Below are 11417 nucleotides of genomic sequence, written 5' to 3'. Positions count from 1 at the left end.
TTGGAATCGCACGCTTAGCTCCTTTGCCATAAACCGTCTCATTTGCTTGGACATCATAGTAGCCTAACTCCCTTGCTAGTGTGGCAACATCATCTCCACTTAGCCCAGGATTATTAATATATGAGGCTAAAAGCAAATCAAAGTCAACGCCTGCTAATTGAATACCTGCTCGCTTTAATGCCGCTTGAGCTGCCTTAGAATCAGACATATATTTTATTTTTGTTGCATCTTCTAACCAGCGACGAAGTTCATCTGATTTTGCTGCAATATCAAACGGGATATATTGTGTCTTAGTACCATCTGATAAAGCGATTCCTAATTGCTGACATGTATGATAATGCTCATTCTCAAGCTCAACATGTACAGCCATCACATCTTTTAAGTCTTCTGGTTTTACTTCTTGCACTAACTCATATTCAAATGGTGCTTGTTCTTCTTCTTGGACTGTAAAATCACTTTTTTCAATGAGTGATTTAAAGCCAAGCTCACGCCAAACACTCATTAATTCTTCTTCGTTTGGCCCGTTATAAACAAGATCAGCAAGTGAAATGGTAATTGGAGCATCTGTATAAATCGTTGCCAGCTTCTTACTCATGATGGCCTGCTCTTCATTAGCTACCAACTTTTCCTTCATTTTGGAGGCCTTCAACGTATCCATTGCCTCATAAAGTGCCTCAACGGAGCCATGCTCTTTTAATAATTTTACTGCTGTTTTTTCACCGACACCTGGTACTCCAGGAATATTATCTGAAGAATCTCCCATTAAGCCTTTCATATCAATAATTTGTAGTGGCGTTAAACCGTACTTTTCTTCAATAAAGGCTGGTGTATTTTTCTCAATTTCCGTAATGCCCTTTTTTGTAATATAGACCGTTACTTGCTCTGTCGCTAACTGAGTTAAATCACGGTCTCCCGATACAATAATCACATCCATATCCTGTGATGATGCCTCTTTAGCGAGCGTTCCTATAATATCATCCGCTTCATATAATTCTTGTTCATATTGCTTAATTCCATAGGCATCAATTAGCTTGCGTAAATAAGGGAATTGCTCTGATAATTCTGGTGGGGTTTTTTGTCGCCCACCTTTATATTCCGTAAACGTTTCATGGCGGAATGTTGTTTTTCCAGCATCAAAAGCGACTAATATTTTTGTTGGCTGTTCTTCCTCTAATATTCGTTGTAGCATTGTTGTAAAGCCGTACACAGCATTGGTATGAATGCCACTATCATTCGTTAACAATGGCAACGCAAAAAACGCGCGATACGCTAAACTATTACCGTCCAATAATAGTAATTTTTCTTTAGTCATGTTTTTATCCTCCTGCGTTGTCTTCTACTTAATTGTAAAACGAAAACGTATGTTTGAAAATGCTTCTCCTTTCTACTTTATCGGGAAAACAACCATTTTGCCAACAATAACAGCATATTTCAAATAAAAAAGCCGATGACAACGGAGGGCCTTATCCTAATGATCGCTTTTGATGCACTATCCAATTTTGCAGCTTTTTGCGATTAGTCAAGTTGCAAACATAAAAAAACTTCCATTCAAAGAATAAACTCCTTTAAATGAAAGTGATTAATTTATGCTTTTATTTTGACTGGACGATAAAAAATTTCCTCATAAATAACCGTTAAGATAAACGCATTCATAAACGCAAATACTAAAAACAAAGGCATTCCACCTAATTGTGGCTGTGTTAACTCTTGTCCAAATACCATAACAGTACTAATTTGAGTTAAAAAGAATATAAAGCCAATCCCCACTTGCCAAATTGGACGCTGAACTTTACGTTTCTCATACCAAAACAGTTTTTTAAAGAGATTTCTTACATCCTCTGCAATGACGATACTAACTAAAAAGATACTTACAAAAAATACGGGTATATGATAAACAGTTCTTGTCATCCATGAAAATTCTGATAGGCGGAAGAACAATGTCAATAACGATGCTATACTACAAGCAATTCCTAAATTTTGGAGCCATGTGCTAATTCTTAATTTCAAAGCTATTACCCCCAACTATTCTTTTTAAACATTATCATTCTATCAAATTATAGTTGGGAGGGGAATAAAAAATTATACATTTCTATTATTTTCATAAAATAACATTTCAAATTAAGTGATAATTATAATTTTCATAAAAAAGTCGTCTCGATAACAAACGAGACGACTTGATGTTATTTTATATAACCAGATAATATTTTTGCATATGGTGATGAGGCAGGTAAAATGATAACTGTATCCTCTCCCACTGTTTTCTTATAGGATTCCAGTGTGCGATATAAAGAATAGAATTCAGGATCTTGGGAGAATGATTTATTGTAAATTTTTGCGGCTTCTGCCTCACCCTCTGCTTGAATTAAAGCAGCTTCTTTACTTGCTTTAGCAAGCATTTCTTGTACTTGTTGATCCGTTTGGGCCTCAATACGACGTTTCTGTGCATCTCCCTCTGACAAGTACTTTTGGGCAATTGATTCACGATCTGAAATCATATTCGTAAAAACAGATTGCTCATTTTCAGTAGGTAAATCAATGCGACGAATACGTACATCTACTACTTCAATACCATAGTTATCGTTGGAAAGAAGTTCATTAACACGTTGAGTTACTTGATCGTTTATGCTACCTCTCGAAGAATCTTCATCGTTTATAATTTCAGTGTAGTTAATTCGGCCAAGTTCAGAGCGAATTACAGAATATATAAACTCTTCCATACGAGATTCAACTTTTTCAATTGTACCTGCATTTGAAATTAATAACTTAGGATCCGTAATACGCCATACCGCATAATTGTCAATAATAATCCGCTTCTTATCCTTTGTATTAATCTCTTCCTCTGAAATTTCATATGTCATTTGGTTTTTTGGTAGCTTTGTGACACTTTGGATAAAAGGTATTTTCATATTTAAACCTGGTTCACGTTCAAACTTTACAACCTCTCCAAATTGTCGAACAACAGCATATTCTGATTCTTTCACAATATAAATATTAGATAGTAGAATAATTACAAGAGCAAACACTGCAGATAAAGTTATAGCTAGGGAGATATATTTCTTTGGATTCTTAGGGCCCTTTTTTGACATTTTCACTACATTGTCCCCAGAATCACCATCTGATGGAGCAGCTTTTTTACTTTTACCTGATAAAAAATTGAGGAATTTGTCAAGGTCCTTATTTTTTTGGTCCATTAATTACCGCTCCCCTCTTTTTTCTCTGTTTGTGCCTGCTGAGGCTGTAATGGCTGAAGTGGTAAATACTTCATTGTACTACCATCATCATTCATAATATAAATTTGTGCTTTCGGTAGAACATTTTCAAGCGTCTCTATAATTAATCGCTCTCGTGTAATTTGCTGATTGCCCTTATATTGCTCATACATTTTATTAAAGACTGCTACATCCCCTTGTGCTTGCTCGATACGAGCTGTTTTAGTTCCTTTTGCTTTCGACATAATAGCATCTCGTTCACCTTCAGCTTCACTAATGCGTTGGTTTTCATATTTTTCAGCTTCATTTATTTTTGTATTTTTCATTTCCCGTGCATCTGTTACAGCAGTAAATGCTGCACGGACATCTTTATTTGGTAATTCTACATCTTGCAATTTTACACCTAAAACACTTATCCCAATATCGTATTTTTCAATAAGTGAAACTAATAATTGACGAGTATTTGCTTCGATGTCAGCTTTACCTTCTGTTAACGCTGCATCGATAGAAGAACTTCCGATAATCGAACGAATGGCACTCGATGTCGCGCTATGTAATATTCTTTCTGGATCTTGTGAATTAAATAAAAACTTATTAGGCTCTGTAATTTTCCATTGAACAACAAGGTCTGTTAATACAATATTTTCATCCCCTGTAATCATTTTCGTTTCGGCATCGTATGCCTCTAATTCACCTGATTTATTTTGCTTATAACCGAACTGTAAACTAAATGTTTCTTTCGACAAAATTTCAACAGATTGGACTGGCCATGGCAATTTAAAATGGAGACCTGGATTAGTTATTGTATCATCTGCACGACCAAATGTAATGACAACGGCTTGTTCTGATTCATCCACAGTGTACCATGATGTAAAAACTGAAATAAGAGCTATAACTCCAACTATTCCAAGTCCAACCATCATTAGTGTCCTTTTCACACTCATGTCTGTTCCTCCCTTTTATTTATTACTACTGTTTACGGAAGACATTTAAAAAAAGTTTCAAAATATTTTCATATAATTTACGGAGGGGTCTCCCTTACCAGAGCTCTCAATTTAAAATAAAAAATCCTGTCACCTTTTAAGGCAACAGGATGTTAATCACTAGATGTTCAAAAACTGGGAAAATGGTTGTAGATAAGACAATGCTAATTAATGCGGCAACGATCATTGCTAGACTGGCAAATGTTCCTTCTAGCTCTCCAAATTCAAATGCTTTAGATGTTCCAGTGCCATGGGCTCCCATTCCAAGCAGTAAGCCTTTAGAAGAGGGGCGATGAAAACGACATATTTTAATGAGGATAGGTGCTAATAAGCTCCCTAAAATACCCGTTGTCATAACGAAAACAGCTGTTAGAGTTGGAGAACCACCAATCATATTTGAAATGTCCATTGCAATCGGTGTCGTAACAGAACGAGGCACTAAACTATGCACTAATTCATCATTTAACCCTACCATTATAGCCATGATAAAGGAGGATACAATAGCAACCGCAGAACCAACGGCAATACTAATAAAAATTTCAAATGCATGTTTTTTCAATAAATTAACATTTTTATATATCGGGATTGCAAACGCTACGGTTGCAGGTCCTAATAAATTGGTTAAAACAGTGGCTCCTGTATTATAGGATTTATAAGGTATACCTGTCAGTAATAAAATACAAATAATCACTAAAGGTGTAATCAATATAGGTGATAGCCATTCCTTTTTATTTTTTTTATAGATCATTTTACTAATATAAAAAATAGCAATAGTCCCTAGTAAGCTGACAATAGTAATGAATAGATTCATATTGTATTACCCTTCTTTCGTTGCTCTAGCCATTGTGCCGTATAGCCTGTTACAAACATCACAACAATTGCACTTACAACAATAACTAGCACAACCTTCATTCCTTGCATACCGAATAAGGCTTGATAATCAATAACTCCGATAGCAGATGGAATAAAGAATAATAATAGTTCACTTAGTAATACCGCTGCGCCTAACTCAATCCATTCAAGCTTGATTATATGAAACTGTAAAAGTAAAAATAATAGAACAAGTCCTATTATGCTTCCTGGAATCGGCAAATGAAGTAGGCGTGCAATAGTATTTCCTATAAATAATAGGATATAAAGATAGCCGATCTGCACGATACTTTTGACGATTTTCATGATCATCCTTCTCTCATTTTTTTCTCTGCCTTCACAGTCAGAAAAACACGATTCAAATGAAAAGAAGACTGATTCACTGACTGTAAAAGCTATTGTTTAACAACATAATCGGCGTAAGATTCATGTTAAACTTTTATGCTACTATACTTTACACCTATTTACCTTCCCTGTAAAACAGAAAAAGAACCTAGCGTCTAAATTTAGACAGTAGATTCTTCCTGTGGGGAATAAAAGCAGTTATTAAAAATCTTTAACAGATTTTTTATGGTTATCGTCTTAACAATCATATAGGGGGTTTCTACTAACAAGTATAGTACCCAAATATGAATGGAACATGTTATTCATGTTAAGGAATTGTTAATTTTTCGGAATCATGACAATCATTTTCGTTCCTATTCCGACTTCACTTTCCACTTGAATACGACCATGATGGGCCTCTACAAGATGCTTTACAATTGCTAGCCCTAAGCCTGTACCACCTGAATTTCGACTTCTTGCACGGTCCACACGATAAAACCGCTCAAAAACGCGGGCGATTTCATGCTTTTCAATGCCAATTCCTTGGTCCTCTATTTCTATAATGCCATATGTTTCATTTTCCTTTAAACGGATGGAAACGGTTGTGTTTTCAGGAGAATATGTAATAGCATTAGTAATTAAATTCGTCACAATTTGAATAATACGATTGGCATCTCCCATCACTTGGACATCCCTTTCAATGTCCACTTGGAAACTCATATTTTTCTCATCTAAGCGTGGTGCTGTCAACTCTGCTCCACGGATTAAAACATCCTGCAAGCCCATTGGCATAATATTGACAGTAAAGCCATGTTGCTCAATCTTCGAAAGCTCTAATAAATCTTGAATAAGCATTTGAAGTCGATTACTTTCTTTATAAATGATCTCTAGGAAGGAGATCAGCATTTTTTCATCTTTATAGGCTCCATCCAGTAATGTTTCAGAAAAGCCCTTAATTGAAGTAATAGGTGTACGTAATTCATGCGAGACATTAGCAACAAAGTCTTTACGAATTTGCTCTAATCGAACAAGTTCCGTAATATCATGCATTACAATTACAACACCAAGCCATCTTCCATGGTCGCCAATGACAGGAGCCCCGTATACTTCTTTATTGTAAAGCTCCTGTTGTATTTCCATTTTAATTTGTTGTCGATAAGGCATTTCAGTTAAAAATACATGATCAATAAATTGCTCCAATGATTTCGGTAAGCCAATTGTACGAAAAACTTTGCCCTGTACTTCATCAAGCTGCATACCAAAGCGCTCTAGAAATACCCGATTGACTATAGAAATATTCCCCTCTCGCCCGATCATCATGAGAGAGCTTCCCATATTTTCAATTAAGGTTTTCAATCTTTCTTCTTCCACTTCTCGTATTGTCGTAATATCCTGCAGATTACGTGCCAAAATGTTTATAGAATGGCTAAGTGGTATCATACGTTCATGTTCATTTTCTTGAGCACGTGCACGATAATTCCCTTTTGCAAGCTCAAGTGCCGTCTCTGTGACGTTATCAATCGGTGCAGTGAAATTACGAATCATATAGCGACTTATAATGGCAATTAAAATCAAAGTGATCGTAAAAAGAATAGCCAGTACTAAATAGAGTCTGGTACGCACATACGTTAGCACAGATTCCTCTTGACCTTTGCTCTGTACGGCATACAATGCTTCTTGATCTTCCTTGGATAATTTAATCTTGCGCTCATCTATTACTTGATCCATGGACGCTTGTATTTGTGCGTTTGTTTGTTCATGGTATTGCTTGATATAAACAGGAAAAAGCTGACCTATAACAATCATTAGGACAGCTAGTATCGTTCCAAGTAAAAGCATGAATGTCAAGAATAAGCGTTTGCTCATTGATTTCATGTCGTTTTCGGCTCCTCAAATTTATAGCCTAGACCCCTGATTGTTTTAATGAACATCGGCTTACGGCTATTTTCCTCGATTTTATCGCGAAGGTGGCTAATGTGTACATCCACTATTCGAGTATCGCCAGCAAAATCGTATTTCCATACAGCACTTAACAGCTGATCACGCGTTAGTACACGATTTTTATTTTCAAGTAAGTATATGAGTAGCTCAAATTCTTTCGGCGTAAATTCCAGTGCCTCGTCTTGCAAAAAGACTTCAAAACGCTCCGGAAACACACGTAATTGGCCAAACTCATACATTTTCTCTTGTGGTTCATCCTTATCATCAGCCACAACGTTTTGTGTGAAACGTCTTAATACAGCCTTGACACGCGCCAATACTTCACGGGGACTAAAAGGCTTGGTCATATAATCATCTGCTCCTAGCTCAAGACCAAGAACTTTATCAAATTCGTCATCTTTAGCAGTTAACATAATAATAGGCGTATTCATACGTTGCTGTCTGATTTGCTTACATACCTCCATACCATCTAGCTTTGGAAGCATCAAATCTAAAAGAATTAAATTTGGCTGTAAGTCGATCGCTTTTTCAAGTCCTTCTTGACCATCAGCAGCCGTTTCGACAGCGTAACCTGCCTGTTCTAAATTATATTTCAATAATGTTGCAATCGAAAATTCATCTTCAATAACTAAAATCGTTTTTGTCATGTATAATGCCTCCGTTAGTGATTTGAAACCCCCATTTCAAATCTCAAGACGTCTATAATGCAAGTGGTGGAGTCACTAGCAACATACCTTCAATCACAAGCTGCTTTTGCTCATTATAGGAGTGTACAGACACAGTAATTGTATTGTCGTATTTATTGACTGCCGTTACCTCTAATAGCGTATCAAACAATTCATAATGATAGAGTGGTCCTAAATATTTTAAATGTTGCTCAATAATTCGTGCACCCGGTCCAGGAATATACTTTGACACAGCTGATGTAATAATTCCATTTAACATAATTGTCGGCACAATTGGCTTCTGAAAAGGTGTCATTGCCGCGTAGTCATGTTGAATATAAAGCGGGTTACTATCGTTTGTAAGCCCTAAATACAGCAATAAATCCCTATCTTCAATTTTTTCAGTTATATGGATTTTCTCGCCAACTGTTATTTCATCGATTGAAAGACCAAGTTTACCATTTTTTTGAAGCAAAGATACGCCAACCCCTTTTCTATCATATTACATTCATAGTATCAATTTTATGCCAAAAGTACAATGAAAAGCAGAAGAACAATAGCCTAAACAATATTTGAATATAAAAAAACGAGCAGGAATCATTCCTACTCGTTTTCTATTTTTCGAGTGTATTGAACACACTCGCAAGAAATCTGGACACCTTATGACGAGTCATAATCAAATTACACTAAAATTTTCATCACTTGACGGACGGCATCTGCCGATTGGTCTAAAGCCGCCTTTTCTTTATCTGTTAACTGAAGCTCAAAGATTTTTTCAATGCCATTGGCCCCTAATAATGTGGGAACACCTAAATATAAATCATGATAGCCATACTCGCCTTCTAAATAAGCAATGGAAGGAAGAATACGTTTCTGATCTTTTATAATTGCTTCTGCCATTTCGATCAGAGCCGCAGCTGGTGCATAATACGCTGAGCCGTTCCCAAGCAGGTTGACAATTTCAGCTCCACCGTTGCGCGTACGGTCAACAATCTCTTCTAAACGTTCTGCAGAGATTAACGTTTCTAATGGAATCCCACCTGCAAATGAATAACGAGTTAACGGTACCATTGTGTCACCATGCCCACCTAATACAAAGCCTGTAATGTCCTTTACGGAGATATTAAGTTCTTCCGCCACAAATGCACAGAAACGAGCCGTATCAAGAACACCCGATTGACCGATAACACGGTTTTTAGGGAAGCCTGTTTCTTTATATACTGTATACGTCATGGCATCAACTGGATTTGTCAGTACAAGAATTGTGGCATTTGGTGAATGCGTTGCAATCTCTTTTGAAACAGTTTTCATGACACCTTGATTGATTTGGACTAAATCATCACGACTCATGCCTGGTTTACGTGCAACACCAGCAGTAATGATGACTACATCAGAATTAGCCGTATCTGCATAATTAGATGTACCTTGTACAAAAGAATCAAAACCTTGTATTGGCGCTGCTTCCCACATATCTAAGGCCTTCCCCTTAGTTGGGTTTTCAGCTTGTGGAATATCCACTAAAACAACATCACCAAGTTCTTTCTGAGCTGCTAAAAATGCTGCAGTAGCGCCTGTAAAGCCGCCACCAATTACTGAGATTTTTTTACGTTTCAGAGACATTTGAATACGCTCCTTTAAAATTAGGTTATATATTTTAAAAGAGGGAGGAGATATACATCTCACTCCCTCGATTAAACAAGTTTATCGTAAATATTAAATTTAATTTACTTTCACCCTAATTATATCGGCAGAATAAAACATCCGCTTTAGCGATAATTCCTATTGTAGAATAGAAAATTATAGGTTTTTGATTAACTCATTCGCGAATTCTGAACATTTCACTTCTGTTGCTCCGTCCATTAAACGTGCGAAGTCATAAGTTACAACTTTAGAAGAAATTGTTTGCTCAACAGATTTAGTGATCATGTCAGCAGCTTCTTGCCATCCTAAGTGTTCAAGCATTAATACACCTGAAAGTAATACTGAAGATGGGTTTACTTTATCTAAACCAGCATATTTTGGTGCTGTACCGTGAGTAGCTTCGAAGATCGCATGTCCAGTTACATAGTTAATGTTCGCACCTGGAGCGATACCAATACCACCAACTTGTGCAGCTAGTGCATCAGAAATATAGTCACCATTTAAGTTCATTGTAGCAACTACATCGAACTCAGTTGGACGAGTTAAGATTTGTTGTAAGAAGATATCAGCGATAGAATCTTTAACTAGGATTTTACCTGCTGCAAGTGCATCAGCTTGAGCTTTGTTTGCTGCTTCTTCACCTTGTTCAGCTTTAATTGCATCGTATTGGTTCCAAGTGAAAGTTTGATCAGCAAATTCTTTTTCTGCTAATTCATAACCCCATTTTTTGAATCCACCTTCAGTGAATTTCATGATGTTACCTTTATGAACTAAAGTAACAGATGGGCGTTTGTGTTTAATTGCATATTCGATAGCAGAACGTACTAAACGCTCAGTACCTTCTTTAGATACAGGTTTTACACCGATACCAGAAGTTTCTGGGAAGCGGATTTTGTTTACACCAAATTCAGTTTGTAGGAAGTTGATGATTTTTTGAGCTTGTTCTGAACCAGATTCGAATTCAATACCAGCATAGATGTCTTCTGTGTTTTCACGGAAGATAACCATATCAACGTCTTCTGGGCGTTTAACTGGAGAAGGCACTCCATCAAAGTGACGTACTGGACGTAAGCATACATATAGGTCAAGTTGTTGACGTAATGCTACGTTAAGAGAGCGGATACCACCACCGATTGGCGTAGTAAGAGGACCTTTGATTGCAATTAAGTATTCGTTAATTTTGTCTAAAGTTTCTTGTGGTAACCATTCACCAGTTTGGTTAAATGCTTTTTCACCAGCTAAAACTTCTAACCATTCGATTTTCTTTTCACCGTTATAAGCTTTTTCTACTGCTGCGTCGATTACGCGTGATGCTGCTGCCCAGATATCTGGACCAATTCCATCACCTTCGATGAAAGGAATTACTGGATTATTTGGTACATTAAGTACGCCATTTTCAACTACAATTTTGTTTGACATTCTGTTGCCTCCTAAATTCATAATCATAGGACTGTGTTAGTGATAACACAGTCCCAAACATTCTAGCATATTTTCCAAATTAGCGCTCGCTGATTGGAACATATTTTTGCATGCCTGGTCCAACATACTCAGCACGTGGACGGATTAGGCGGTTATTTGCATATTGCTCAAGGATGTGTGCCACCCAACCTGAAGTACGTGATACTGCGAAAATTGGTGTGAACAGGTCATGATCAATACCTAAAGAATCATACACTGACGCAGAGAAGAAATCTACGTTAGCAGGTAATTTCTTTTGTTCCACGATCATGTCATGGATTTTAACTGACATTTCATAAAGCTCTGGTTTACCAGTTAGTTCAGTT

The 11417-nt window shown here is 36.8% G+C and carries 12 protein-coding genes; all 12 read right to left on the bottom strand.

Going from position 1 to position 11417, the window contains the following annotated elements; all coding sequences use genetic code 11:
- Window positions 1-1312, bottom strand: a 1312-nt coding sequence (locus RT445_RS02090) for a 5'-3' exonuclease H3TH domain-containing protein (protein ID WP_313469543.1), incomplete at its 3' end; no start/stop codon positions are given.
- 272 nt (window positions 1313-1584) lie between these two features.
- Window positions 1585-2007 carry a DNA polymerase I gene (locus tag RT445_RS02085; protein WP_274794058.1) on the bottom strand — a complete coding sequence of 141 codons (423 nt, stop codon included), beginning with the start codon at window positions 2005-2007 and terminating at the stop codon, window positions 1585-1587.
- A gap of 173 nt (window positions 2008-2180) precedes the next feature.
- Window positions 2181-3191 (bottom strand): protease modulator HflC, encoded by a 1011-nt coding sequence (gene hflC / locus RT445_RS02080; RefSeq protein ID WP_313469541.1) that lies wholly within the window; start codon window positions 3189-3191, stop codon window positions 2181-2183.
- Window positions 3191-4153 carry an FtsH protease activity modulator HflK gene (hflK, locus tag RT445_RS02075; protein ID WP_312506598.1) on the bottom strand — a complete coding sequence of 321 codons (963 nt, stop codon included), beginning with the start codon at window positions 4151-4153 and terminating at the stop codon, window positions 3191-3193. Before hflK ends, hflC begins: the two co-directional genes overlap by 1 nt.
- Window positions 4154-4289: 136 nt before the next feature.
- A complete protein-coding gene (locus tag RT445_RS02070) occupies window positions 4290-5003 on the bottom strand; it encodes an LrgB family protein (protein ID WP_274794061.1) in 714 nt (237 codons plus the stop codon).
- Window positions 5000-5371 carry a CidA/LrgA family holin-like protein gene (locus tag RT445_RS02065; protein WP_274797365.1) on the bottom strand — a complete coding sequence of 124 codons (372 nt, stop codon included), beginning with the start codon at window positions 5369-5371 and terminating at the stop codon, window positions 5000-5002. The genes RT445_RS02070 and RT445_RS02065 overlap by 4 nt, the downstream gene beginning before the upstream one ends.
- 354 nt (window positions 5372-5725) lie before the next feature.
- Entirely contained in the window at window positions 5726-7261 is a 1536-nt protein-coding gene (gene pnpS, locus RT445_RS02060) for a two-component system histidine kinase PnpS (protein WP_312506599.1), read from the bottom strand.
- Entirely contained in the window at window positions 7258-7974 is a 717-nt protein-coding gene (locus RT445_RS02055; RefSeq protein WP_274794063.1) for a response regulator transcription factor, read from the bottom strand. The genes pnpS and RT445_RS02055 overlap by 4 nt, the downstream gene beginning before the upstream one ends.
- A 52-nt stretch (window positions 7975-8026) precedes the next feature.
- Window positions 8027-8467 (bottom strand): MaoC/PaaZ C-terminal domain-containing protein, encoded by a 441-nt coding sequence (locus RT445_RS02050; protein WP_274794064.1) that lies wholly within the window; start codon window positions 8465-8467, stop codon window positions 8027-8029.
- Between the two features lie 206 nt (window positions 8468-8673).
- The gene (mdh, locus tag RT445_RS02045; protein WP_312506600.1) at window positions 8674-9612 is read right to left on the bottom strand and encodes a malate dehydrogenase; all 939 of its coding nucleotides are present in this window, start codon (window positions 9610-9612) and stop codon (window positions 8674-8676) included.
- A gap of 177 nt (window positions 9613-9789) precedes the next feature.
- Window positions 9790-11052, bottom strand: a complete 1263-nt coding sequence (gene icd / locus RT445_RS02040; protein WP_274794066.1) for an NADP-dependent isocitrate dehydrogenase — start codon at window positions 11050-11052, stop codon at window positions 9790-9792.
- Window positions 11053-11131: 79 nt separating this feature from the next.
- A partial coding sequence (locus tag RT445_RS02035) for a citrate/2-methylcitrate synthase (RefSeq protein ID WP_313469537.1) occupies window positions 11132-11417 on the bottom strand: 286 nt, incomplete at its 5' end.

Origin of the sequence: Lysinibacillus sp., assembly GCF_032093475.1 — a bacterium.
GTDB lineage: Bacteria > Bacillota > Bacilli > Bacillales_A > Planococcaceae > Lysinibacillus > Lysinibacillus irui.
This window is presented reverse-complemented; position numbering and strand designations above follow the sequence as displayed.

Coding starts and splice junctions, on each gene's coding strand:
- mdh (WP_312506600.1), bottom strand. CDS start 9,612: ATGTCTCTGAAACGTAAAAAAATCTCAGTAATTGGTGGCGGCTTTACA.
- icd (WP_274794066.1), bottom strand. CDS start 11,052: ATGTCAAACAAAATTGTAGTTGAAAATGGCGTACTTAATGTACCAAAT.
- hflC (WP_313469541.1), bottom strand. CDS start 3,191: ATGGACCAAAAAAATAAGGACCTTGACAAATTCCTCAATTTTTTATCA.
- hflK (WP_312506598.1), bottom strand. CDS start 4,153: ATGAGTGTGAAAAGGACACTAATGATGGTTGGACTTGGAATAGTTGGA.
- pnpS (WP_312506599.1), bottom strand. CDS start 7,261: ATGAAATCAATGAGCAAACGCTTATTCTTGACATTCATGCTTTTACTT.
- RT445_RS02070 (WP_274794061.1), bottom strand. CDS start 5,003: ATGAATCTATTCATTACTATTGTCAGCTTACTAGGGACTATTGCTATT.
- RT445_RS02055 (WP_274794063.1), bottom strand. CDS start 7,974: ATGACAAAAACGATTTTAGTTATTGAAGATGAATTTTCGATTGCAACA.